The organism is Kribbella polygonati (assembly GCF_050320105.1).
GTDB lineage: Bacteria > Actinomycetota > Actinomycetes > Propionibacteriales > Kribbellaceae > Kribbella.
In genome coordinates this window covers 5282530-5305293 of sequence record NZ_CP190129.1, presented here as the reverse complement: position 1 = coordinate 5305293, position 22764 = coordinate 5282530, and the positions used below count along the sequence as shown (strand labels likewise).

At 69.5% G+C, this 22764-nt stretch carries 23 protein-coding genes; 10 read left to right on the top strand and 13 right to left on the bottom strand.

Features of this window, described 5'->3' with window-relative positions:
• Positions 1-19: 19 nt before the first annotated feature.
• Positions 20-604, top strand: coding sequence for a TetR/AcrR family transcriptional regulator (locus tag ACQHIV_RS25070; protein WP_427885647.1), 585 nt, complete (start codon positions 20-22; stop codon positions 602-604).
• Between the two features lie 3 nt (positions 605-607).
• On the opposite strand, the gene soxR is transcribed toward ACQHIV_RS25070, so the two are convergent.
• Entirely contained in the window at positions 608-1084 is a 477-nt protein-coding gene (soxR, locus tag ACQHIV_RS25065; RefSeq protein ID WP_427885646.1) for a redox-sensitive transcriptional activator SoxR, read from the bottom strand.
• Positions 1085-1424: 340 nt separating this feature from the next.
• Between soxR and ACQHIV_RS25060 the strand changes: the two genes are divergently transcribed.
• On the top strand, positions 1425-3434 hold the full coding sequence (locus tag ACQHIV_RS25060) for a DEAD/DEAH box helicase (RefSeq protein ID WP_427885644.1): 2010 nt from the start codon (positions 1425-1427) through the stop codon (positions 3432-3434).
• Positions 3435-3486: 52 nt separating this feature from the next.
• Here ACQHIV_RS25060 and ACQHIV_RS25055 read toward each other — a convergent pair whose 3' ends face one another.
• Positions 3487-4575 carry an aminotransferase class V-fold PLP-dependent enzyme gene (locus ACQHIV_RS25055; protein WP_427885643.1) on the bottom strand — a complete coding sequence of 363 codons (1089 nt, stop codon included), beginning with the start codon at positions 4573-4575 and terminating at the stop codon, positions 3487-3489.
• A 116-nt stretch (positions 4576-4691) separates the two neighbouring features.
• Here ACQHIV_RS25055 and ACQHIV_RS25050 point away from each other — a divergent pair, with 116 nt between their 5' ends.
• Genes ACQHIV_RS25050 through ACQHIV_RS25030 form a run of 5 tightly spaced genes read left to right on the top strand, consistent with a single transcriptional unit; the run spans position 4692 to position 11048 of the window.
• A complete protein-coding gene (locus ACQHIV_RS25050) occupies positions 4692-7112 on the top strand; it encodes a penicillin acylase family protein (RefSeq protein WP_427885641.1) in 2421 nt (806 codons plus the stop codon).
• Positions 7113-7145: 33 nt separating this feature from the next.
• The gene (locus ACQHIV_RS25045) at positions 7146-7844 is read left to right on the top strand and encodes a discoidin domain-containing protein (RefSeq protein ID WP_427885640.1); all 699 of its coding nucleotides are present in this window, start codon (positions 7146-7148) and stop codon (positions 7842-7844) included.
• Positions 7845-7859: 15 nt separating this feature from the next.
• Positions 7860-8429 (top strand): YbjQ family protein, encoded by a 570-nt coding sequence (locus ACQHIV_RS25040; RefSeq protein ID WP_427885639.1) that lies wholly within the window; start codon positions 7860-7862, stop codon positions 8427-8429.
• Positions 8419-9768: a GH1 family beta-glucosidase gene (locus ACQHIV_RS25035; RefSeq protein ID WP_427885637.1), complete on the top strand. Its 1350-nt coding sequence runs from the start codon at positions 8419-8421 to the stop codon at positions 9766-9768. The genes ACQHIV_RS25040 and ACQHIV_RS25035 overlap by 11 nt, the downstream gene beginning before the upstream one ends.
• Positions 9765-11048: an MFS transporter gene (locus tag ACQHIV_RS25030; protein WP_427885635.1), complete on the top strand. Its 1284-nt coding sequence runs from the start codon at positions 9765-9767 to the stop codon at positions 11046-11048. Before ACQHIV_RS25035 ends, ACQHIV_RS25030 begins: the two co-directional genes overlap by 4 nt.
• Here ACQHIV_RS25030 and ACQHIV_RS25025 read toward each other — a convergent pair.
• From ACQHIV_RS25025 to ACQHIV_RS24990, 8 genes are read right to left on the bottom strand one after another with little or no spacing between them, the layout of a single operon-like run.
• Positions 11023-12306, bottom strand: a complete 1284-nt coding sequence (locus ACQHIV_RS25025) for a winged helix-turn-helix domain-containing protein (protein ID WP_427885634.1) — start codon at positions 12304-12306, stop codon at positions 11023-11025. The two genes, ACQHIV_RS25030 and ACQHIV_RS25025, sit on opposite strands and share 26 nt — an antisense overlap.
• Positions 12307-12333: 27 nt before the next feature.
• The gene (locus ACQHIV_RS25020; protein WP_427885632.1) at positions 12334-13002 is read right to left on the bottom strand and encodes a dihydrofolate reductase family protein; all 669 of its coding nucleotides are present in this window, start codon (positions 13000-13002) and stop codon (positions 12334-12336) included.
• A complete protein-coding gene (locus tag ACQHIV_RS25015; protein ID WP_427885630.1) occupies positions 13003-13479 on the bottom strand; it encodes an SRPBCC family protein in 477 nt (158 codons plus the stop codon).
• A complete protein-coding gene (locus ACQHIV_RS25010; RefSeq protein WP_427885629.1) occupies positions 13472-13825 on the bottom strand; it encodes an ArsR/SmtB family transcription factor in 354 nt (117 codons plus the stop codon). Before ACQHIV_RS25010 ends, ACQHIV_RS25015 begins: the two co-directional genes overlap by 8 nt.
• Before the next feature lie 30 nt (positions 13826-13855).
• Positions 13856-14284: an EVE domain-containing protein gene (locus ACQHIV_RS25005; RefSeq protein ID WP_427885628.1), complete on the bottom strand. Its 429-nt coding sequence runs from the start codon at positions 14282-14284 to the stop codon at positions 13856-13858.
• A 10-nt stretch (positions 14285-14294) separates the two neighbouring features.
• Positions 14295-15803, bottom strand: coding sequence for a tripartite tricarboxylate transporter permease (locus tag ACQHIV_RS25000; protein ID WP_427885626.1), 1509 nt, complete (start codon positions 15801-15803; stop codon positions 14295-14297).
• A complete protein-coding gene (locus ACQHIV_RS24995) occupies positions 15803-16306 on the bottom strand; it encodes a tripartite tricarboxylate transporter TctB family protein (protein ID WP_427885624.1) in 504 nt (167 codons plus the stop codon). The genes ACQHIV_RS25000 and ACQHIV_RS24995 overlap by 1 nt, the downstream gene beginning before the upstream one ends.
• The gene (locus tag ACQHIV_RS24990; RefSeq protein WP_427885622.1) at positions 16303-17301 is read right to left on the bottom strand and encodes a Bug family tripartite tricarboxylate transporter substrate binding protein; all 999 of its coding nucleotides are present in this window, start codon (positions 17299-17301) and stop codon (positions 16303-16305) included. Before ACQHIV_RS24990 ends, ACQHIV_RS24995 begins: the two co-directional genes overlap by 4 nt.
• A 182-nt stretch (positions 17302-17483) precedes the next feature.
• Here ACQHIV_RS24990 and ACQHIV_RS24985 point away from each other — a divergent pair, with 182 nt between their 5' ends.
• Positions 17484-19136, top strand: coding sequence for an ATP-binding protein (locus ACQHIV_RS24985; RefSeq protein ID WP_427885621.1), 1653 nt, complete (start codon positions 17484-17486; stop codon positions 19134-19136).
• Positions 19133-19798, top strand: coding sequence for a response regulator (locus ACQHIV_RS24980; protein ID WP_427885620.1), 666 nt, complete (start codon positions 19133-19135; stop codon positions 19796-19798). Before ACQHIV_RS24985 ends, ACQHIV_RS24980 begins: the two co-directional genes overlap by 4 nt.
• A gap of 768 nt (positions 19799-20566) precedes the next feature.
• Here ACQHIV_RS24980 and ACQHIV_RS24975 read toward each other — a convergent pair.
• Positions 20567-20965, bottom strand: coding sequence for a DUF664 domain-containing protein (locus tag ACQHIV_RS24975; RefSeq protein WP_427896546.1), 399 nt, complete (start codon positions 20963-20965; stop codon positions 20567-20569).
• A 153-nt stretch (positions 20966-21118) separates the two neighbouring features.
• Positions 21119-21643, bottom strand: a complete 525-nt coding sequence (locus ACQHIV_RS24970) for a gamma carbonic anhydrase family protein (protein WP_427885618.1) — start codon at positions 21641-21643, stop codon at positions 21119-21121.
• Between the two features lie 95 nt (positions 21644-21738).
• Between ACQHIV_RS24970 and ACQHIV_RS24965 the strand changes: the two genes are divergently transcribed.
• Positions 21739-22101: a cupin domain-containing protein gene (locus ACQHIV_RS24965; RefSeq protein ID WP_427885616.1), complete on the top strand. Its 363-nt coding sequence runs from the start codon at positions 21739-21741 to the stop codon at positions 22099-22101.
• Here the strand turns inward: ACQHIV_RS24965 and ACQHIV_RS24960 are convergent, their stop codons facing one another.
• Positions 22102-22689 carry a TetR/AcrR family transcriptional regulator gene (locus tag ACQHIV_RS24960; RefSeq protein WP_427885614.1) on the bottom strand — a complete coding sequence of 196 codons (588 nt, stop codon included), beginning with the start codon at positions 22687-22689 and terminating at the stop codon, positions 22102-22104.
• Between the last annotated feature and the right edge of the window lie 75 nt (positions 22690-22764).

Genomic DNA, 22764 nt, shown 5'->3' with positions numbered 1-22764 from the left:
CATACGGTAAGTTGAGGGCATGTCCTCAGCCCGCGGCCGGAACCTGACCTTCACCGAGCAGGCGCGCCGGGCCCAGTTGGTCGACGTCACGATCGACCTGGTGGCCGAGGAGGGGTACGCCGCGGCGTCGCTCGGGCGGATCGCGGAGCAGGCCGGGATCACGAAGGCGGGCGTGCTCTATCACTTCCGGTCGAAGCAGGCGCTGGTCGACGCCGCGTACGAGCACGTGGTGTCCGCGGTCGTTGCGGTCGTCGGTGCGGCGGTCGAGGCTGCTGGGCCGGCGGACGGCGTGGCGGCGTACATCCGGTCGATGGTCCGGCATCTGCACGAGCAGCCGCGGCAGGTGCGGATGCTGGTCGAGGCGGTGACGTCGGCGGCGCCGGTCGCTGACGCGAAGGCGCGCTGGGCGGCCGTCGCACAGCTCGTCGCCACGGCCCGGGCCGCCCGCGGGCTCGCGGCGGCCACGGATACCCGGTCCGCGGCGCTGGTCATCGGCGGGGGCATCGACGCGATCGTGGCCGAGTCGCTGCGGGACCCGGCGTACGACGCGATCGCCGCCGCCGAGCTGCTGGTCGAGGTGGTCGACCGCGGGTTGCTGTCCTAGGGCCTAGCTCTCGCCGGGGATGCCGACGTTGAGGAGGCGGGCGCCGGGGCCGCGGGTGGAGAGGCGGTCATCCTTGTTGTAGAGGTTGCAGCGTTGCAGGCTCAGGCAGCCGCAGCCGATACAGGTGTCGAGGTCGTCGCGGAGGCGCTCGAGCTCGGCGATCCGCTCGTCGAGACGGCTGCGCCACGACTTCGACAGCTTGCTCCAGTCGGCCCGGGTCGGCGTCCGGTCCTCGGGCAGCGAGTCCAGTGCGTGCTTGATCTCGGCGAGCGCCAGCCCGACGCGCTGCGCGGCCTGCACGAACGCGATCCGGCGCAACGTGCTGCGCTGGTACTGCCGCTGGTTGCCGGCGGTACGGCGGGACGCGATCAGGCCCTGGTCCTCATAGAACCGCAATGCCGACGCCGCCACTCCGGACCGCTGCGCGATCTCCCCGATCGAGAGCCAGTGCTCCTTGCTCGGAACGTTCTCCTCCGACATACCGCCACCCTAGATCGGTGCTCCAAACACTCAAGCACGCTTGAAGTGTGGGACGGGACCAGTGCGGTGGCTGGTCTGCTGGTCGGAGTGGTCGTCACGATCGGTTATACTTTTCTGGTGTCGGTGCGCGCGTCGCGTCACCAGAGATGTTCCCAGGCGCTCCGACCCGTCGGTTTCAGCATCCGCTGAAGACTCCGGCGACATGGGTGCAACGCGATAGCACCCGCAGGTCGATGCCCGTCTCCTGCTGAGTACGTAGTCCGGTCATGTTTTCGTGACCGGCGCTCACGTGCGGCTGCGATCCGGCGCCCCTCGTCCGTGAATACGAGAGAGAGTTTGCGTGACCCAGCACCACCAGTTCGACGCCGAATCCGCCGACGGGCGGAACAAGAAGCCCCGGCACAAGAAGCACCAGAACCAGTCGTACGGCGAGCGGATGGCCGCGGAGCCGACGTACGACGCACCCCGGGAGGACCGCCCCGTGAAGGGCTACCGCTCCGAGCAGCCCCGCGCCGACCGCGGCCAGCGCCCCAACCGCGACGACCGTCCGCAGTACAGCCGTGACGACCGTCCGTCGTACAACCGCGACGACCGGTCGCAGTACAACCGCGACAACCGTTCGTCCTACAACGGTGGCGACAAGCCGTTCCGTCGTGACGACCGTGGCGGCGACAGCCGGCCGCGGTACAACCGTGACGACCGTCCGTCCTACAACCGGGACGAGCGTCCGCGGTTCAACCGCGACGACCGTTCGTCCTACAACCGTGGTGAGAAGCAGCCGTTCCGCCGTGATGACCGTGGTGGCGACAGCCGGCCGCAGTACAACCGCGAGGACCGTTCGTCGTACAGCCGGGACGACAAGCCGTCGTACGGCCGGGACGAGCGCCCGCGCTTCAACCGGGACGACAAGCCGTCGTACCGGCGGGAGGAGAAGCCGTTCGTGCGGCGGGCTTCGCAGGAGGCTCGGCGTGGGGAGCCGATCCGTTCCGCGGAGCCGGTGGAGGACCTCGGCACCGTTGCCGAGGACAACCAGTTCGCCACCCTCGGGCTCGCCCCGCGGCTGGTCCAGCGGCTGGCCCGGGACGGCATCACCTCGCCGTTCCCGATCCAGGCCGCGACGATCCCGGACGCGCTGGCCGGCAAGGACGTGCTGGGCCGCGGCCAGACCGGTTCGGGCAAGACGCTCGGCTTCGGTCTGCCGACGCTGATGCGGCTGGCCGGCGGCCACACCGAGTCGCGCCGTCCGCGCGGCATGATCCTGGTCCCGACCCGTGAGCTCGCGATGCAGGTGCACGACGCGCTCGAGCCGCTGGCGCACGTGATGAACGTGTCGCTGAAGCTGATCGCCGGCGGCCTGCCCTACCCGAAGCAGATCGAGTCGCTCCGCCGCGGTGTCGACCTGCTGATCGCCACCCCCGGCCGGTTGATCGACCTGTGCGAGCAGGGCGCGGCCGACCTCGGCGCCGTCGAGATCGCGGTACTCGACGAGGCCGACCACATGTGCGACATGGGCTTCATGCCGGCGGTCACCACGCTGCTCGACATGACCCCGCCCGAGGGTCAGCGGCTGCTGTTCTCCGCGACCCTGGACAACGACGTCGACAAGATCGTCCGCACGTACCTGAAGGACCCGGTGCAGCACTCGACCGAGTCCGGTCAGGCCTCGGTCAGCACGATGGAGCACCACCTGCTGGTGATCGAGCCGGCGCACAAGCAGTCGCTGACGGCCGAGCTGGCCAGCCGGGACGGCCGGACCATCGTGTTCGTCCGCACCAAGCTGGGCGCCGACCGGATCGCGACGCAGCTGCGCGACCGTGGCGTGATGGCCGCGGCGCTGCACGGCGGCCTCACCCAGGGCATGCGGAACCGGACGCTCGACCAGTTCAAGGACGGCTCGGTCCCGGTCCTGGTGGCAACGGACGTCGCGGCCCGCGGTATCCACGTCGACGACGTCGGCCTGGTCGTCCAGGCTGATCCGCCGGCCGAGCACAAGGACTACCTGCACCGCGCCGGCCGTACGGCGCGGGCCGGCGGCAAGGGTGCCGTCGTCACGCTCCTGCTGCCGCACCAGCGGCGCGGGATGATCCGGATGGCCGAGACCGCCGGGGTCAAGGCGGAGCCCGTCCGGGCCCGTCCGGGCGACGAGCTGGTCACCGAGCTGACCGGCGGCAGCAGGCCGTCCGGCTTCCCGGTGAAGCTTCCGGCGCCGAAGCCGCAGCGCTTCAGCAAGGGTGGCAAGCGGTTCGGCGGCAACCGTCCGGGGCGCGGCCACGACAGCCGTGGCGGCAACGGCCCACGTCGCGGCAACGGCGGCCCGCGTCGTACCGACGGGAAGTCGTACCAGCACTGAGCACGCTGAAGGCCCGGCACAAGAGAATATCCTGTGCCGGGCCTTCGCGTTGTCAGGTGAGGACCGCCCAGAGCCGGGCCAGGACGGCCGCGATCTCGTCCGCGTCCAGCGGGACCAGCTCGAGCATCAGCTCGTCGTCGGCCACCCGGTCGGTCATCACGTAGATCGGTGGCGACCCGGCCTCGAGTTCGGTGGCGACGCGCTTGGCGTCCTCCACCTTCAGCAACACCCGGGACACCTGCAGGCCGGTCGGGTCCGGCTCGGCCGTGACCACGACCCCGGGGATCCGCGACACCGCGGCCACGAACGCGTCGACCTTGGCGCGTTCGTCCGCCTGCCATTTCACCCGGTCGACCGCCTGCCACTCCTCGAGGGCCGCGAGTACGCCGATGATCGCTTCCTTGGTCGGTTTCATCACCCGCCCGATGCCGTTGTCCTGGGCCCGCACGGCCTGCACGAGCGGCCAGGTCCCGGCGACCAGCCCCGCGGTCGGCGAGCCGAGGTACTTCTGCCCGCTGACCAGCACCAGGTCTGCCCCGGTGGCGAGCAGGTCCGCGATCTGCGGGAACTGCGCCGCGCCGTCGATGATCGCCGGTACGCCGCGCCGGTGCGCGGCCTTGATCGCCGCCGCCAGGTCGATCGGCTCGCCCCGGGTCAGCCGGGACGACACCAGCATCAGGCAGGCGACGTCCGGCCCGTCGAGCTCGGTCTCCAGATCGGCGAGCGTGCAGCTGTCCTCGTCGCCGGCCAGGTCCACCTGGGCGCCGGACAGCCGGATGCCCTGCAGGTTCGAGTGGCCGTAGTCGACCACGTGACAGGCCGGCAGTACGACGCGGTTGTGCATGTCGGTGGTGTCCGGCAGCGCCGCCGTACGGCGTGGGTCGCCGCCGGTCATCGTGGCGGCGACCGCGAGCGTGATCCCGGCCGCGGCGCAGTGCACGACGGCCCCCGCTTGTGCGCCGGTGATCTGCGCGATCGCCTCGCTCGCCCGGTCGCGCAGTTCGTCCAGCACGAAGAACTCGGGCAGCGCCTGGGCGACGGCAGCCGCGACACCGTCAGAGCTCCGGGACACCCCCAACGGGGTGTACGTCCCCCTGGCGTTGATCACCACACTCAATCGATAGCGATCGTGGATGCTCATGGTGTTGCTGAGCGTAGTGGTCACGGACCGCAATTGGCGAGAGTCTGTCGGTGGCAAGTTATTGACCTGAAGCTACTCGTGAGTCATTCTCACTTTTACCGACCTGAGGAGGGACCGTGCCCCGCCCCGCACTCCGCACCCGCCTTCGTGCCTCGGCAGCCGTTGCCGCTGTCGTCGCCGTTCTCGCCGCCCTGCCCGCACCGACCCAGGCAGCGCCGCAGGCCGTTGCCGCCGACCCCACGGACTATTGCCTTGGGCAATGTCGTGACATCCTGCCGCCGGGCCAGAACGGCAGCGCGACGTTCACGGATCTCCTTGCCTTCAAGGCGTTGGGGGTCCGTCCGCCGCACTTCAGCGACAGCCTGAAGCCGTACCAGGACCTGGTCTGGAACTCGCAGGGCATCACCGACGACGGCCTCGCGCCGTACTACGACGACTCGTCGTTCGGGGTGCGGCCGGACGACGTGGCAAGCACGATCCACCCGCGCAGCGACGTGACGATCGTCCGCGACAAGTCCCGCGGCATCCCGCACATCACCGGCACCACGCGGCTCGGGACGATGTTCGGAGCCGGGTACGCCGGTGCCCAGGACCGGCTGTTCGTGATGGACGTCTTCCGGCACCTCGGCCGCGGGCAGCTGACGCCGTTCGCGGGCGGTGCCGCGGCGAACCGCGAGTTCGAGCAGGAGTTCTGGCGGACCGCGCCGTACACCGAGGCCGATCTGCAGCGCCAGTTCGACGACGCCGCCAAGCTGTACGGCGCCGACGGCGTGAAGATGCAGCAGGACATCCAGGCCTGGGTCGACGGCGTCAACCACTACATCGACACGGTCGGTATCGGCTACCCCGGTGAGTACGTCGCGCTCGGTCTGCAGTGGCCGACGCCGCACTGGAAGGTGACCGACGTGGTCGCCACCGCGGCCGTGGTCGCGGGCATCTTCGGCACCGGCGGCGGCTCCGAGGTCACGTCGGCGCTGGCGCTGCTCGACGCGCAGGTGAAGTACGGCGTTGCCGAGGGCACCAAAGTGTGGGAGTCGTTCCGTTCGCAGAACGACCCCGAGGCCAGTACGACGGTGCACAACGGGACGACCTTCCCGTACGGGACCACCGGGCCGAACCCGCCCGGTCGCGCGATGCCGGACCGCGGCTCGGTCACCGCCGAACCCGAGGTGATCGACCAGACCGCGAACAAGACGGCGGCCGCGAAGCCCGCGCCCGCGGGGTCCGAGGCCTTGAAGGGGATCTTCGACAAAGGCCTCTTCCCGGAAGGCTTCGGAAAGAAGGGAATGTCGAACGCGCTCCTCGTCTCCGGCGCACACACGCAGTCCGGAAACCCGATCGCGGTCTACGGCCCGCAGACCGGGTACTTCGCCCCGCAGCTCCTGATGCGCCAGGAGTTGCAGGGACCGGGCGTCAGCTCCCGGGGGATCGCGTTCGCCGGCCTGAACTTCTACACGTTGATCGGCCGCGGCCCGGACTACTCGTGGAGCGCGACGTCCGCCGGCCAGGACATCACCGACACGTTCGCCGTACCGCTGTGCGAACCCGACGGCGGAACGCCGACGAAAGCCTCGCAGTACTACGTCTTCCGGGGCCAGTGCGTGCCGATCGAGCGGCTCGAACGGCACAACTCGTGGTACTCCAGCCTCGGGTCCTCCGAACCCGCCGGGTCGTACACGTTGGTTGCCCTGCGCACCAAGTACGGCATCGTGACACATCGCGGAACGGTCGGCGGAAAGCCGGTTCTCTTCACCAAGGACCGGTCGACGTACGGCAACGAGGCGGGGTCGGCGCTCGGGTTCATGCAGTTCAACGACCCGGACAGGATCCACTCGGCCGCCGACTTCCAGAAGGCCGCGGCGAACATCGGGTACACCTTCAACTGGTTCTACACGGACAAGAACTCGATCGCGTACTTCAACTCCGGTGACAACCCGGTCCGGGCCGACGGCGCCGACCCGAACCTGCCGACCTGGAGCACGTACGAGTGGAAGGGCTGGAACCCGGACACGAACCGCGCCACCTACACGCCGCCCGCGCAGCATCCGCAGGTCGTGAACCAGGACTACCTGACCAGCTGGAACAACAAGCAGGCCCCCGGGTACTCCGCCTCGGACGGGCAGTGGGGGTACAACGCGGTCTACCGCAGCCAGCCGCTCGACGACCGGATCAAGGCCGTCATCGACAGCGGGCAGAAGTTCACCCGCGGCAAGCTGGTCGAGGCGATGGAGGACGCTGCCACCGTCGACCTCCGCGGCGACCAGGTCCTGCCGTACCTGCTGCGCGTCCTCAAGTCCGCCCCGATCACCGATCCGGCCGTTGCCGACGCGGTCAACAAGCTGACCGCCTGGCAACAGTCCGGCGCACACCGCCGGACTCCCAACGCCGCGTCCCGTACCTACACCAACGCCGACGCGATCCAACTGCTCGACGCCTGGTGGCCCCTGCTGGTCCCGGCCGAGTTCAAGGACCTCGGGCCGGACCTCTACAACTCGCTGACCGCCAACCTGAAGATCGACGAGCGGCCGAGCGCGTAGGGGTCCTCGTTCCAGAGTGGCTGGTGGGGGTTCGTGCAGCGTGACCTGCGGAAGGTGCTTGGCGATCCGGTGAAGGCGTCCCAGCCGGTGACGTACTGCGGCGGCGGATCGCTGGCGGACTGCCGGGCGGTGTTGACGGACACCTTGCTCGCGGCAACCAAGGTCCCGGCGAGTACGACGTACCCCGCGACCGCCGACTGCGCCGCCGGGGACCAGTTCTGCGCCGACCAGATCGCGCACAACCCGATGGGCGGCATCACCCAGGACCGGATCGCGTGGGTGAACCGGCCGACGTACCAGCAGGTGGTCGAGTTCCCGGCGAAGCGGGGCGACGACGTGAGCAACCTGGCGGCCGGGAAGACCGCGACCGCGAGCAGTTACGAGAAGGGCTGGTACAACTCGCCGCCGGCGCAGGCGGTGGACGGGAAGCTCGACACCCGGTGGGCGAGCGACTGGTCGGATCCGCAGTGGCTGAAGGTTGACCTCGGCAACGAGCAGACCGTCAGCCGGGTGGTGCTGGACTGGGAGGCGGCGTACGCGAAGGGGTACCGGGTCGAGGTGTCGCGGGACGGGGCGACGTGGCAACAGGTGTACGCGACGACGGCCGGGAACGGCGGGGAGGACGTGGTCCGGTTCGCGGCGACACCGGCTCGGTACGTCCGCGTCACCGGGACGCAGCGGGCGACGTCGTACGGCTATTCGCTGTATGAGTTCCAGGTGTTCAGATGGTGATGCCAGGATGAGTGCATGACACAGAACTTTCCTCCGAACCAGCCGTATCCGCCGCAGCAGCCTGGCTACCAGCAGGGTCCGCCTCCGGGGTACCAAGGCCCGCCGCCCGGGTACCAGCAAGGCCCGCCACCCGGGTACCAGCAGGGCGGGTACCAGCAGCAGGCGCCGTCCAACGTGCCGCATGTGGCGCCGCAGGGTTCGCCGTACCCGGTGCTGGTGTCGACGATGAACGACCTGCCCGGGTACACCGCGGAGAAGGTGTTCGGCGAGGTGTTCGGGCTGACCGTGCGGAGTCGCGACTTCGGGTCGAACTTCACCGCGAGCTTCCGGTCGCTCGGCGGCGGCGAGGTGCCGGAGTACACCCAGATGCTGGCCGAGTCCCGGCACGTCGCCGTGCTGCGGATGTGCCAGATGGCGCAGCAGATGGGCGCGAACGCGATCCTCGCGATGCGGTTCGACTGCAACGAGATCGCGAACACGATGAGCGAGGTGGCCGCCTACGGTACGGCGGTCGTGGTGCAGAAGGTCGAGGCACCGCGGGTCCAGGACAGCAAACCTGACGAGGATGATGCGAATGACAGCTGACCTGATCTTTCCGCCCGGATTCAGGTGGGGCGTTTCGGCGTCGGCGTACCAGATCGAGGGTGCTGTGGCCGAAGGCGGTCGCGGCACCTCCACCTGGGACACCTTCTGTGCAACGCCGGGCACGATCCTGAACGGCGACACCGGGGCGGTCGCGTGCGACCACTACCACCGGTACGCCGAGGACGTCGCGCTGATGCGGGAGCTGGGCGTGGACACGTACCGGTTCTCGTTCGCGTGGCCGCGGATCCAGCCGACCGGGAGCGGGCCGGCGAACGCGGCCGGGCTGGACTTCTACGACCGGCTCGTCGACACGCTGCTCGGCGCCGGGATCCAGCCGGCGCCGACGCTGTTCCACTGGGACACGCCGCAACCGCTCGAGGACGCGGGCGGCTGGCTGAACCGCGACATCACCGAGCGGTTCGCGGAGTACGCCGGGATCCTCGGCGCGCGGTTCGCGGACCGGGTGCCGTTGTGGATCACGATCAACGAGCCGATGGTGCTGACGCTGATGGGGTACTCCCTGGGTGCCCATGCCCCTGGCAAGCAACTGCTCTTCGATGCGCTCCCGGTCGCGCATCATCAGCTGCTCGCGCACGGGCGCGCGGTGCAGGCTTTGCGGGCTGCTGGAGCCGCTTCTGTCGGGATCGCCTCCAACCACGCGCCGACCTGGCCGGCCAGCGACAGCGCGGAGGACGTCGAAGCGGCGGGGCTGTACGACAACCTGATCAACTGGATGTTCGCCGATCCGATCATCCTCGGGGAGTACCCGTCCGGGATCGGCGACGGGATGCCGGGACCGGTCGCGGACGACCTCGCGGTGATCTCGACGCCGCTCGACTTCTTCGGCATCAACCACTACGCGCCGGTGTCGGTCGGCGCGGCCACCGGACAGGCCGACACTGCCGCGACCGACGGCGTACAGCTCCCGCCCGGTCTGCCGTTCGAACCGCGGACACTGCCCGGATACCCGGCCACGGACTTCGGCTGGCCGATCGTGCCGGACGCGTTCGGCGAGATCCTGCGGACCTTCAAGCAGCGGTACGGCGAGAAGCTGCCGCCGATCTACATCACCGAGAACGGGTGCGCGATCAATGACGGGGTGTCGGACCGGCGGCGGATCGACTACCTGGACGGGTATCTGCGGGCGCTGAAGGCGGCGATCGACGACGGGATCGACGTGCGCGGGTACTTCCAGTGGTCGTTGCTGGACAACTTCGAGTGGGCGGCCGGGTACTCGCAGCGGTTCGGGCTGGTGGACGTCGACTTCGAGACGCAGAAGCGGACGCCGAAGGAGTCGTACTTCTGGCTGCAGGCCCTGATCGCCCAGAACCGCAGATGATTCCCGAGGGGGACGAGCCGCTCGCCGGTGTGCACCCCACCGCGGCTGCGCGGGGCGCTGGGGGTGCGTTGGCGGAACCTACCGTGCGGGTGCGGGGTGGGTGGACGGCCGCCGTCGTACTGGCCAACGTTGGGGTGTTCGCGGCCTGGCTCGGGCCGATCCAGGTGCTGCTGGCGAAGCAGTCCGAGGCGGTTGCTCCGGGCAACAAGGAGTTCGTGTTCGGGCTGGTGACCGGCGTCGGCGCGGCCGTCTCGGTGGTCGCCAATCCGGCGTTCGGGGCGATCTCGGACCGGACGACGTCCCGGTTCGGGCGGCGGGTGCCATGGGTGATCTCGGGGGCTGTCGGTGGTGCCGTCGGGCTGGGGATCCTGTCCGGCGCCCGGGTGGTCGTGCTGATGATCATCGGCTGGTGCCTGATGCAGCTCTTCGGCAACGCGCTGCTCGCGGCCGCCACCGCCGTCGTCCCGGACCGCGTCCCGGTCACCCAACGCGGCGTGGTCGGCGGCTGGGTCGCCATCTCGCAGGTCCTCGGCGCACTGGTCGGAACGGCCCTCGCGGCGTCCTTCGACAACTACACCCTCGGGTACGTCGCCTGCGCCGTGTTCCTGCTGTTGTCCGTCGTTCCGTACCTGTTGCGCAGTCACGACCAGCGGCTCACGGAGCGGCCCGCGTTCGTACTCCCCGAGTTCCTGAAGAGCTTCTGGATCAGCCCGCGCCGCTACCCGGACTTCGGCTGGGCCTGGCTGACCCGGTTCCTGTTCAACGTGGGCAACGCGCTCGGCACGCTGTACCTCTTCTACTACCTCCAGGACGAGGTCGGGGTCACCGACCCGGACACCGGCGTACTGATCCTGACCGCGATCTACAGCGTCTGCGTGCTGACCACCGCGATCACCTTCGGCCGCTGGTCGGACCGCTCCGCCCGCCGGAAGATCTTCGTCAACATCTCCGGCTGGGTGATGGCGGTGGCCGGCGTGATCCTCGCCGTCCTGCCGACCTGGCCGGGCGCGATCACCGGCGCGATCGTGCTCGGCGCGGGCTTCGGCGTGTACCTGTCGGTCGACTTCGCCCTGCTCACCGAGGTCCTCCCGAACGCCCGCGACCGCGCCAAGGACCTCGGCGTGATCAACATCGCGAACTCGCTGCCGCAGGTCCTCGCGCCGGTGATCGCCGCCCCGATCGTCAAACACCTGGGCGGCTACCCGGTCCTCTACCTGCTGGCCTCCGCCGTCACGGTCCTGGCCGGCGTCCTGGTCACCCGCGTCCGATCAGTCGCTTGAGCGCCTTACCCGCGGCCGACGACGCGGTGACCTGGATCGTGGTGAGGTCGAGCCACGCCGCCACTTGACGCAGCTCACCGGCGAGTTGGTCCACGAAGCCGGGGGAGTCCGGCTCCGGCGTAAGCGTGGGTACGACCAACGACGAGGTCTGGCGATCGGCCTTGAGGTCGACGCGCGCCACCAGTCGATCGCCGAGCAGGAACGGCAGTACGTAGTAGCCGTGCACGCGCTGCGGCGCCGGCGTGTAGATGCTGATCCGGTAGAAGAAGTCGAACAGCCGGTGCGCGCGGTCGCGGTTCCAGATCAGCGGGTCGAATGGCGAGAGCAGCGCGCAGGCGTCCACCGGCCGGTCCTGTGCCTCGTGCCAGCGGTACGACTGCTGCTTCACACCCTCGACCCGTACCGGCACCAGTTCACCGGCGTCCACCAGCTCCCCGATCACCTCGCGACCAGTTGCTGCGGGCAACGGAAAGTGCGCCTGCCCGGTCCCGCCGCAGAGCTCTCGCAAGGTTCCGATCCCGAGCCCGCGGGCCGCGATCCGGACCAGTTCCCGCCGCGCCTCGGCCGCGGTCGGCTCCGGCGCGGCGAGTACGTCGGCCGGCAGCACCCGCTCGGTCAGGTCGTAGATCCGCTCGAAGTGCCGCCGCCCGGCGATCGTCACCTGCCCGGTGCAGAACAGGTACTCGATCGCGATCTTCGCGTCCTGCCAGTTCCACATCTTGCCGGTGGTCGGATCCGGGTCCGGGTCGCCGCGTTTGCGCCGTACGCCGTCCGGGCTCGCGTCGCCCGCGGTCAGCGGGCCCTGTTCGGTGACCAGTTGGAGGACCTGGTCGACGTACCCCGGCCGCTCCGCGGTCAGCCGGCGCATCCCCGCGACCACCGACCACGGCGCGGTCACGTCCGGGCTCAGCTCCTCGTCCCACACCTGCCGCTCGGCGGCCCGCATCCGCCAGCGCATCAGCGGGTAGTTGCCGAGCGGGATCAGCGCGGCCTTGTGGCCCCAGAAGTACTCGAACAGCTCCCGCTCCGCGCCCCAGCTCAGCTCGTCCAGCGCCGCCCGCGGATAGTTGCCGACCCGCGCGAACACCGGCAGGTAGTGCGACCGGCACAGCACATTCACCGAATCCAGCTGCAGTACGGCGGCCTGCCGGATCGCCCAGCGCACATCACCGCGCTGATGCGGCGCGCCGAACCCCTGGCTGCTCAGCGCGATCCGCCGCGCCACTTCCGTCGAGACCTCGTCGCCCACGGCCACCATGACTCGAACGTATAGCGCGGCACAGGGTCACCGCTTGGAAACCTTGTAGGTCAGGTGGGTGACCTGCGACGACGCGTCCGTACGGATCTGCTCCAGCGCGATCCGGTCGGCGTCCACGTGGTCGAACAGCCGGATGCCGCTGCCGAGCAGTACGGGCGCCAGCGAGATCGAGAACTCGTCGATCTGGCCGGCGTTCAGGTACTGCTGGATCGTGTCGGCGCCGCCGGAGACCCGTACGTCCTGGTCGCCGGCCGCCTCGCGGGCCTGGAACAGCGCACTCTCGATGCCGTCGTTGACGAAGTGGAACGTGGTCCCGCCCGGGCGTACCCACGGTTCGCGTTCCGTGTGCGTGACGACGTACACCGGGGTGTGGAACGGCGCCTCCTCCGGCCAGGCCAGCTCGCCGCCGTCGAACATCCGCTTGCCCATCACGTTCGCGCCGATCCGCTCCATCGTCTCCCGGGAGATGTCGTCGTCGAGACCTTCCTCGCCGCCCTCACCGAGCTTCAGGTTCTCCCGGAACGAGCGCTGCGGGAACAGCCACGCCTGCAGCTCGCCCCACTTCCGCAGCCAGGTCTGGACCCGGGGATTGTCCTTGCCCTCGGGCGAGAACACCTCCGCGACAGTCACGTCCGCGACCGGCGCGACGAAGCCGTCGAGCGACATCGTCACGCCGAAGAAGACTTTTCCGGTCATTCAGTCCACGTCCCTTCCGGTCAGTTCGGCGACGTACGTCGCCAGGTTGTGCAGCGTCTGCTCGCCGCCCTCGATCGCGTGGTACTTCTGCACGGCCTCGTCGCGCAGTTCCTTGGTGGGGAACAGCGTGTGCATGACGATCCGGGTCCGCTCGCCGGCCGGCTCGAACGTGAGTACGGACGAGAAGGCGTTCGGGTCGTCGCGGGACTCGCCGTGGGCGAGGGCGATCCGGGCCGGCGGGTCGATCTCGGACCAGGTGATCCACTCCTGGTACTCGGTCCCGTCCGGCCCGTGCATCACGAAGTCCCAGTCGCCGCCGACGCGGAACTCGAACGACCGCGTCTTGGTGCTGAAGCCCGCCGGACCCCACCACTGGGACAGGTGCCGGACCTCGGTGAAGGCCTCGAACACCAGCTCCCGCGGGGCGTTGATCAGCCGGGAGATGACGATCTCCCGGTCCGCCTCGGCGCTACTCATCCTGTGGTCCCTTTCGCCATTCCTGCTTGAGCTCCTGCACGTACTCGTCCAGCCGCCCGAAGGTCTCGTTCCAGAACTCCTCGAACCCACCCACCCACTCGTGCACCGGCCGCAGGCCGCGCGCGTCCAGGTCGTACAGCCGCTGCTTGCCCGCGCCGCGAACCCGCACCAGACCGACCTCCCGCAACACCCGCAGGTGCTTGGACGCCTGCGGCTGGCTCATGCCCAGATCCCGGGCCACCTCGGTGACGGGCCGCTCGCCGCCGCGCAGCAACACCAGGATGTCCCTGCGCTGCGGCTCCGCGATCGCGTTGAACGCATCCGAGGTCGTCGCCGCCCGTGCCATGTGACGATCATATGCCTATATCGGCATACGTCAAGCCATGGTCGACAGCAGCGCCTCGAAGTCGGCCACCTCGAGGGGGACCAGGCCGCGGCGGAGCTGGTAGCCCCAGTTGGGTCGGCGGGTCAGCTCGAGGTCGACGTCGCGGAGCATCGCCCGGTGGACCGGCAGGAACTCGATCCGGCGGCGCCACGGCTGGATCGTGCCGCGCTCGCCCATCGACATCGGTTCGGCCTGGTACGGCGCGTCGTCGGCGACCACGCCGAGCGCCGTGAACGCCCGCAGCGGCTGCTTCTCGCGGTACTGCTCGGTCGGGGAGTAGATAGCGAACCCGTCGCCGCGCCGCAGCCGGGCGACGCCGTACCGCTTGCCGTGGTTCAGCTGGATGAAACCGCCCTGAACGGCCCGCTGGGTGTGGTCCGCGGAGACCACACCCAGCCAAGCCCTCTGCATATCGTTCATGCATTCAGTGTCAGGCGGAAATTACGACATCTTTCGTCATGATTTTCCGGCGCAGTTTCGCGATCAGCGGCCAGGCGATCATCAGCAGGATCGCCCCGTAGATCACGTACGCGACCGGCCCGCCGACCAGGCCGGAGACCTCGCCGTTGGACAGCTGCAACGCCATCCGGGCCTGCCGTTCCGCGATCGGGCCGAGGATCACGCCGATGATCAGCGGCAGCACCGGCAGCCCGAACCGGCGCATCCCGAACCCGAGCAGCCCGAGCACCAGGAGCAGCAGCAGGTCGAGCGGCTGCGCGTTCACGGCGTACGCACCCATCGAGGCGAAGAAGATGATCCCGGCGTACAGGTACGGGCGCGGGATCTGCAGCAGCTTCGCCCACGCGGGCGCCAGCGGCAGGTTGAGCAGCAGCAGGAACAGGTTGCCGACGAACAGGCTCGCGATCAGCGCCCACACCAGCTTTGGCTCGCGCTGGAACAGCAGCGGCCCGGGCTGGATGCCGTACGACGTGAACGCGGCCAGCATCACCGCCGCCGTCGCGTTCGTGGGCAGACCCAACGCCAGCATCGGTACGAGCGTCCCGGCCGCGGACGCGTTGTTCGCCGCCTCCGGCCCCGCGACGCCCTCGATCGCGCCGTTCCCGAACTCCTCCGGGTGCTTCGACAGCTTCTTCTCGGTCGCGTACGACAGGAACGTCGGGATCTCCGCGCCGCCGGCCGGCAACGCGCCGATCGGGAACCCGAAGGCCGTGCCGCGCAACCACGGTTTCCACGATCGCCGCCAGTCCGACTTGCCCATCCACGGCCGGCCGACCGGGATCACCGTGCCCGGGTTGCGCCGCAGGTGCGCCGCGACCCAGAGCGCCTCACCGACCGCGAAGATGCCGACGGCGACCACCACGACATCGATGCCGTCGGCAAGCTGCGGGACGCCCATCGTCAGCCGCTGCTGTCCGGTCACCTTGTCGATCCCGACCAGGCCGATCACCAGACCGAGCAGCAGCGCCGCGAAGCCGCGGATCCGCGACGACCCGAGCACCGAGGTGGCACCCGCGAACGCGAGCAGCATGATCGCCAGGTAGTCCGGCGCCCCCAGGCTGATCGCGAACTTCACCACCTGCGGCGCGACCAGTACCAGCAGCATCGTCCCGATCGTGCCCGCGACGAACGAGCCGATCGCCGCCGTCGCGAGCGCCTGCGCGGCCCGTCCGGCACGAGCCATCTTGTTGCCCTCGATCGCCGTCACCACCGACGACGACTCGCCCGGCGTGTTCAGCAGGATCGACGTGGTGGAGCCGCCGTACATGCCGCCGTAGAAGATGCCGGCGAACAGGATGAACGCCTGCACCGGCTCCAGCCCGTACGTGATCGGCAGCAGCAGCGCGACCGTCATCGCCGGACCGATCCCGGGCAGGACGCCGACCGCCGTACCGACGGTGACGCCGAGCAGCGCGAGCAGCAGGTTGACCGGGGTGAGCACGTCGCCGAACCCGTTCACCAGGTTCATCAGGTTGTCCATCAGAGAATCCCTTGCAGTACGCCGGCCGGCAGGCCGACCCCGAGCCCGATCGCGAACCCGTAGAACGTGGCCAGCGACAGTGCGACCGCGATGAACACGTTGCGGACGTGGTGCCGGCTGCCGAGCGCGAACGCCGAACCCCAGAACAGCAGGGTCCCGCTGATCACCCAGCCGAGCGGCTCGATGGTCGCCAGGTTGACCACGAACGCGGCGATCAGCAGCAGTACGGTGCGCCAGTCGACCGGGGACGTCACGTCGACGTCCTCACCCTCCTCGGCCGCGCCGGTGCCGCCGCGGGCCACGTCCACGGCGTACAGCGCGGCGACCACCAGCAGGAGTACGCCGAGCACGATCGGCACCGGCTTCGGGCCGATCGGGTCGTTGCTGGTGGCAATGTGCGGGAGCCGGGCGGCGTCGGCGATCACCAGGACGCCGACCACCGCCAGCACCCCGCACACTCCGTACTGCGCACGATCCGGCCGCCGGGTCGCGGCCTCGGTCACGACGCCAGGCCCAGCTTGGTCAGGATGTCCGCGACGGCCTTGTCCTGGTCGGTGAGGAACTTGCCGAACTCGTCACCGGTGACGAACGCGTCGGTCCAGCCGTGCTTCTTCTCCTCGGCCTTCCACTCGGCGGAGTCGTGCATCTTGGTCAGTGCGTCGATCCAGACCTTCTTGTCCGCGTCGCTGATGCCTGGCGGCGCCACGATCCCGCGCCAGTTGGTGAAGACCAGGTCGATCCCGGAGCCCTTCAGCGTCGGTACGTCCTTCAGCGCCTCGATCGGCTGCTCGCTGCTCACCGCGAGGACCCGGACCTGGCCGCTCTCCACCTGGTCGAGGAACTCGCCGAAGCCGCTGGTGCCGAAGGCGATCTTGCTCCCCAGCAGCGCGGGCAGCAGTTCGCCGCCGCCGTCGTACGAGACGAAGTTGACGTCCTTCGGCTCGATGCCGACCGCCTGCGCGAGCTGCATCGGCAGCAGGTGGTCCGGGCCGCCCGGCGACGAACCGCCGCCGACCGCCATCCCCTTCGGGTTCGCCTTCCAGGCGGTGACCAGATCCTGGATCGTCTTGTACGGCGAGTTCTTCGGGACGACGATCGCGCCGGCCTCCTCGATCAGCTTCGCGATCGGAGTGGTCTGGGTGAGCGTCGCCTTGGACTTCGACGTGTACGTCGCGCCGACGACGCCGAGGCCCATCTGCATCGCGAGCTTGCCGTTGCCCTTCTCGTTCACGACCCGCTGCAGGCCGACCGTACCGCCGGCGCCGGGCAGGTTGAACACCTGCACGCCGGTGGCGATCTTCGCGTCGTCCATCGCCTTCGCGGCGACCCGCGCGGTGGTGTCGTACCCGCCACCGGCCGTGTTCGGCACCATCAGCCGCAGCCCGGTGGCCGGCTTCCCGCTGTCCTCGTTCGCGGCGTCGGTCTTGTTCGCGGTCGCCCCGCAGGCGGTGATGCCGAGCAGCGCGACGGCCGCGATCAGCAGTGGCCTGGACCTCATCGGCGGATCCTTTCAGGAGGTGTTCAGGTGGCGACGATCGTGGACCTCCGGAGCCGTCGGAGTCTGCGTTGTGGCCGCAGCGGTGGTTGAGTTCATTGTGGTCATAGGCCGAATCAGGGTGAACTGTGGCACTCGGGCGCCACAACGGTGATCATGCGGCAGGACAAGGTAGGGAGGTGAAGATGGCGGTACGACTCGGTAGACGGCCGACGCTGGCCGGGCAGCTGCTGGTGCTGCAGCTCGCGATCGTGGTGATCGTGCTGGTCGCGGTCGCCGCGGTCTCGCTCGCGCAGTCCGCCGCCACCTTCAACCGGGTCGAAGGGCGCCGCGTGACCTTGCTGGCCGAGCAGCTGTCCGGGAGTCCCGCGCTGCGGTTCAACATCCGGAACCCGGCGCCCGCGGAGATGCTGGCGCCCACGCTGCAGACCAGCCTCGCGCAGTCCGGCGTCACCTCGATCACGGTCGCGAACGCGCACGGAAAGGTGATCGCGGCAACGAATCCGACGCTGATCGGCACAGACCTCACGTACGGTGATCCGGCGGGTGACAAGCGTCGCGGCTGGTCAGGTGAGCTGCGGGTCGACAGCTCCCGGGAGCTCGTCGCACAAGTTCCAGTGCTCAGCGACGGCCGGGACGGGTTCGGACGGACGGACGGGTCCCTCGGCGACCAGATCGGCACCGTCATGGTGGGCGAGCGGTCACCTTCCGTACTGCAGCGGCTGCGCGGCGCGTCGTCGTACCTGGCGATCTATCTCGGCATCGCCTGCGTGCTCGGGCTGCTCGGGTCGTGGCTGCTGGCCCGGCGGATCAAGCGGCAGACACTCGGCCTCGAACCGCGCGAGATCGCCGGGCTGGCCGAACACCGGGAAGCCATGCTGTACGGGCTCGCCGAGGGAGTCGTTGCCCTCGACCCCCATTTGCGCGTGACGCTGGTGAACGACGTCGGCCGCCGGCTGCTCGACCTGCCGTCGGACGCGGTCGGGAAGTCCTTGAAGGACCTGGGCATCGAGGGCCGCCTGCGCGAGGTGCTGTCCGGCGACGACGAGGCGCGTGACGCGGTCGTCGTACGGCGTGGCCGGGTGCTCGTGATGAACCGGATGAGTGTGGTGAAGGACGGGCGGTCGCTCGGCTCCGTCACCACGCTCCGCGACCGGACCGAGCTGGCGCAGCTGGAGCGGGAGCTCGGGTCGTTCCGCTCGTCCGCGGAGCTGCTCCGGGCGCAGACCCACGAGTTCGCGAACCAGCTGCACACGATCTCCGGTCTGATCCAGATCGGGGAGTACGACGAGGTGGTCACCTACGTCGGCGCGCTGAACCGCTATCGTGAATCGCTCGACCTGACCGTGACCCGGCGGGTCCACGACACCACGGTCGCCGCCCTGCTGATGGCGAAGTCCTCGCTCGCTGCCGAACGCCGCGTCGAGCTCCGGGTGTCCGAACGCACCACCCTGCTCCGCCTCGACCCGGCATTGTCCGCCGACATCGCGACTGTCCTCGGCAACCTCGTCGACAACGCCGTCGACGCCGCCGCCCAGTCCGGTACGCCGTTGTCGCCCGCCTGGGTCGAGGTCGAACTCCGGCAGGACGCGACCTCGGTCGAGATCGTCGTACGGGACTCCGGCCCCGGCGTCGCACCGGAGCTGGCACAGGAGGTGTTCGCGCACGGGTTCACCACCAAGGCCGCCGCCGAGGGCGAACGCGGCATCGGGCTCGCGATGACCCGGATGATCTGCCGCCGCCGCGGCGGCGAGGTCGCCGTCACCAACCCGACCGACGGCGGCGCCGCGTTCATCGCCCGGATGTCCACCCAACGCACACCGGAAGGAGCCCGATGATCACCGTCCTGGTCGTCGACGACGACTTCATGGTGGCCCGCATCCACCGCGGCTTCGTCGACCGCGTCGACGGCTTCGAAGTCGTCGGTACGGCGAACTCCGGCGACGCCGCGGTGTCCGCGCTGGAGTCGCTGACGCCGGACCTCGTCCTGCTGGACCTGTACCTGCCCGACGTCTTCGGACTGGACCTGATCGCCCGGCTCCGCGCCGTACAGCCGTCCGTCGACATCCTCGTCATCACCGCCGCCCGTGAGGCGGAGGCTGTGCGGGGCGCGGTGCGGCAGGGGGTCGTGAACTACCTGCTGAAACCCTTCGGTTTCGAGGATCTGCGGGTGCGGCTGCAGGAGTACGCGCGACGACGGGCCAGCATTCCTCTGCAGGTCACGTCACAGGCGGACGTCGACCGGGTCCTCGCCCCCGCCCGCCCGCTCACCAACCGCCTCCCCAAAGGCCTCTCCCAGGAAACCACCGACCTCGTCACAGCCGCCCTCCGCAACGCCCCAGAAAACCTCTCCGCCGCCGAATGCGCCGAACACATCGGCATCTCCCGCGTCAGCGCCCGCCGCTACCTCGAATTCCTCACCACCCAAGGCCAAGCCGAAGTAACCCTCCGCTACGGCACCACCGGCCGCCCCGAACGCCGCTACACGTGGAAGAGCTGAACGGGTGATGTGATCACGGGTGGGTGTGGTCAGCCCCCGCGTGCTCCGCAGGTGCTCCGGTCGCTGCGCTCCCTCCCGCACCTACTCCGCGCGCTCCCACCCGCCCACCGGCTAGCGCCGGCTTGATGCCCGCTGCCGCGGGCGAGTTGCGAGCTGCCGCTCGCGGGTGACTGCTAGGTGGATGCACTCCGTGAGGTCGCTGGTGGTGAGTGGCGCGGGTTGTAGATGGCGGAAGTGGTGAGGGGAGGCGGTGACGCGTAGATGTGGTCGGCCATGGGCGCTGCTGGTGCTCAGGGCGTGCGCCCCACCTGGCAAGGCCATCGTGATCGGCCATCCAGGCGCTCGCAGATGGCCGGGCTGCGGGACAGTGGACACAACCTATGGGGACTGACGACAAGCAATAGCCTGTTCCCAGTCCCCACGGGGTATCGCAAGTTCGCAGGAGTCGGCCGGTTCGGTCTACGCCGCGCGCAGTGGGCCGGTGCACGCGCCACTCACACGTCACGCCCCACGAAGCACGCCGGCCTAGCAGTCACCCGCGAGCGGCAGCTCGCAAAATGCCGGCGCCAGCCGGCGGGTGGGTGGGAGCGCGCGGAGCAGGTGCGGGAGGGAGCGACGCGACCGGAGCACCTGCGGAGCACGCGGGGGGCTAACCACGTCCGCCCCTCACCACGTCCGCCCCTCACCACGTCCGCCCCTCACCACGTCCGCCCCTCACCAAATCCACCCCTCACCACGTCCGCCTCACGCAACATGTGTGGGTTGGGGCTACTGTTCGGCGGCGCGGGCGGCGGCTTCTATTTGGGATCGGTGGGATGGCCAGTCCACCGTCGGGTCGGCGTCCGTGGTGGTGAGTTGTTCGCGGAGGATGTCGGCGTGGCCTGCGTGGCGGTTGGTTTCGGTGAGGACGTGGGTCAGGACGTTGAAGAGCATTACGTCGGGGCTCGGCCACCAGGGGACGGTGGCGCGGGTGTCGATCGGGAGGGACTGGATGGTGCTGTCGGCGTGGGCGCAGGCGCGGTTGTAGTTGGTGAGGATCTGTGCCCGCGTCTCGTGCTCGGGGACCCACAGGTGATGCCGGTTCGCATAGCCGGGGTCGGTGAAGTTGGGGAGCGGCTCGGGGTACGGGCGGTCGAAGATGTTGCCGAGGTAGCGGGCCTCGGTCAGCGTGAGGTGTTTGATCAGCCCGAGCAGATTCGTGCCGGTGTGCGTGAGCGGGCGGCGTTACGTCGTACTCCGACAGCCCCTCGACCTTCCCGACCAGCGAGCCGCGGACGTAGCGGAGTGCATCGTGCAGGTAGGTCTTCGCGAAGTCGTCGATCACGGGTCGACCTGTTCGACGGTGGCGGCGTGGCGTTCGGCGAGGGCGTGGTAGACGGAGGCGTTGTGGTCGACGAAGAGTTTGGCGGTGCCGTCGAGCGGGACGATCTTCTTGGCGGGGCTGCCCATCGCGACCGATTCCGGCGGTACGACGGCGCCAGGGGTGACGGTGGAGCCGGCGGCGACGAGCGAGCGGGGGCCGATGACGGCGCCGTCGAGGACGATGGCGCCGTTGCCGACGAGGGCTTGTTCGCCGATGGTGCAGTCGTGGACGAGGCACTGGTGGCCGACGGTGGCGTTGGGGCCGATCTCGCAGCCGTTGTGGCCGACGTGGATGACGGTGTTGTCCTGGATGTTCGCGCCGGCGCGGATCGTGATCGTGCCGAGGTCGGCGCGGATCACGGCGCCGTACCAGATCGAGACCCCGGCCTCGACGACCACGTCGCCGACGAGGGTCGCGGTGGGGGCGATCCACGCGTCGGGGTGCACGGTCGGGCGCTTACCTTCGAACGAATACAGCGGCATGCCCAACACCCTAAACGGCACCGAGTTGGCCGAAACCCTGATGTGTGCGAGCCGGTCCGCGGTTACGGTGGGCTGGATCGACCGAGGAGGGTGGCATGACCGAGATCGCGAAGTCCGGGGCCGCGGTGATCAGCCGGGCCGACGGGCGCGCCGACGGTGAGGAATGGACCGAGAACTACACCGAGTTGCCGGGTGGTGCCGGCGTCTCGCTGATTCTGGAGTCGACGACCAAGGAGGGCACCGGCCCGCGGCTGCACAAGCATCCGTACGCCGAGACCTTCATCATCCGGCGTGGTTCGGCGACGTTCACCGTCGACGGCGAGGAGATCGTCGGTACGGCGGGGCAGATCCTGGTGGTACCGGCGGACACCCCGCACAAGTTCCGTACCGGGCCGGGCGGCTACGAGGCCGTCCACATCCACGCGAACCCGACGTTCGAGACGATCTGGCTCGAGTAGTCAGACCGCGACGCGTTCGCCCGGCGGTGTGTACGCCGCCAGCAGCGTCGCGGTGATGTACGGCGCTGCCTCGGCCGAGGTGATCCGCCCGGCCTGGATCTCGTTCGCGGCGCCGTGCATCACGTTGTGCATGACGCTGACCAGCCAGGTCGTCGGCAGGTCGGTCCGGAACGCGCCCTCCGTACGCCCGCGTTCCAGCAGCCGCTCCACCCGCGCCATCGGGTCGGCGTGGAGTTCCCGTACGCGCGACGGCGGCAGCACTTCCTGAGCCGCGATCAGCAGCGTCCGGAACCCGTCGACGAGTTCCCAGCTCGTCTCGATCAGCCGGATCAGCGCCGCGCGCGGATCGCCGGTCAGGTCGACCTGCCCGAGCGACTCCTCGCCGGTCGCGATCGCCCGGACGAACACCGCGTCGAGGAGTTCGGCGCGGGACGGGAAGTGCCCGTACAGCGTCACCCGGCCGACGCCGGCCGCCTTCGCGATCTCCGACGTACTGGCCGCCGGGTTGCGGCTCAGGCAGTCCGCGGCGGCGGACAGGATCGCGTCGATGTTGCGCTGGGCGTCGGCCCGCTTGGTGCTGGTCGCCATCCGGGACCTCCCTGATCTCGAACACCATTGTACGACTTCCTCTTGTCGAACAGCAGTGTACGAGTTACCTTCAAC

Bases quoted from the DNA above. Each gene is read 5' to 3' on its own strand.
- ACQHIV_RS24980 (WP_427885620.1), top strand. From the start codon at position 19,133: ATGATCACCGTCCTGGTCGTCGACGACGACTTCATGGTGGCCCGCATC.
- ACQHIV_RS25025 (WP_427885634.1), bottom strand. From the start codon at position 12,306: ATGGTGGCCGTGGGCGACGAGGTCTCGACGGAAGTGGCGCGGCGGATC.
- ACQHIV_RS24965 (WP_427885616.1), top strand. From the start codon at position 21,739: ATGACCGAGATCGCGAAGTCCGGGGCCGCGGTGATCAGCCGGGCCGAC.
- ACQHIV_RS24970 (WP_427885618.1), bottom strand. From the start codon at position 21,643: ATGCCGCTGTATTCGTTCGAAGGTAAGCGCCCGACCGTGCACCCCGAC.
- ACQHIV_RS24960 (WP_427885614.1), bottom strand. From the start codon at position 22,689: ATGGCGACCAGCACCAAGCGGGCCGACGCCCAGCGCAACATCGACGCG.
- ACQHIV_RS25070 (WP_427885647.1), top strand. From the start codon at position 20: ATGTCCTCAGCCCGCGGCCGGAACCTGACCTTCACCGAGCAGGCGCGC.
- soxR (WP_427885646.1), bottom strand. From the start codon at position 1,084: ATGTCGGAGGAGAACGTTCCGAGCAAGGAGCACTGGCTCTCGATCGGG.
- ACQHIV_RS25055 (WP_427885643.1), bottom strand. From the start codon at position 4,575: ATGAGCATCCACGATCGCTATCGATTGAGTGTGGTGATCAACGCCAGG.
- ACQHIV_RS25035 (WP_427885637.1), top strand. From the start codon at position 8,419: ATGACAGCTGACCTGATCTTTCCGCCCGGATTCAGGTGGGGCGTTTCG.
- ACQHIV_RS25005 (WP_427885628.1), bottom strand. From the start codon at position 14,284: ATGAACGATATGCAGAGGGCTTGGCTGGGTGTGGTCTCCGCGGACCAC.
- ACQHIV_RS25020 (WP_427885632.1), bottom strand. From the start codon at position 13,002: ATGACCGGAAAAGTCTTCTTCGGCGTGACGATGTCGCTCGACGGCTTC.
- ACQHIV_RS24985 (WP_427885621.1), top strand. From the start codon at position 17,484: ATGGCGGTACGACTCGGTAGACGGCCGACGCTGGCCGGGCAGCTGCTG.
- ACQHIV_RS25040 (WP_427885639.1), top strand. From the start codon at position 7,860: ATGACACAGAACTTTCCTCCGAACCAGCCGTATCCGCCGCAGCAGCCT.
- ACQHIV_RS25000 (WP_427885626.1), bottom strand. From the start codon at position 15,803: ATGGACAACCTGATGAACCTGGTGAACGGGTTCGGCGACGTGCTCACC.
- ACQHIV_RS25030 (WP_427885635.1), top strand. From the start codon at position 9,765: ATGATTCCCGAGGGGGACGAGCCGCTCGCCGGTGTGCACCCCACCGCG.
- ACQHIV_RS25015 (WP_427885630.1), bottom strand. From the start codon at position 13,479: ATGAGTAGCGCCGAGGCGGACCGGGAGATCGTCATCTCCCGGCTGATC.
- ACQHIV_RS25010 (WP_427885629.1), bottom strand. From the start codon at position 13,825: ATGGCACGGGCGGCGACGACCTCGGATGCGTTCAACGCGATCGCGGAG.
- ACQHIV_RS24990 (WP_427885622.1), bottom strand. From the start codon at position 17,301: ATGAGGTCCAGGCCACTGCTGATCGCGGCCGTCGCGCTGCTCGGCATC.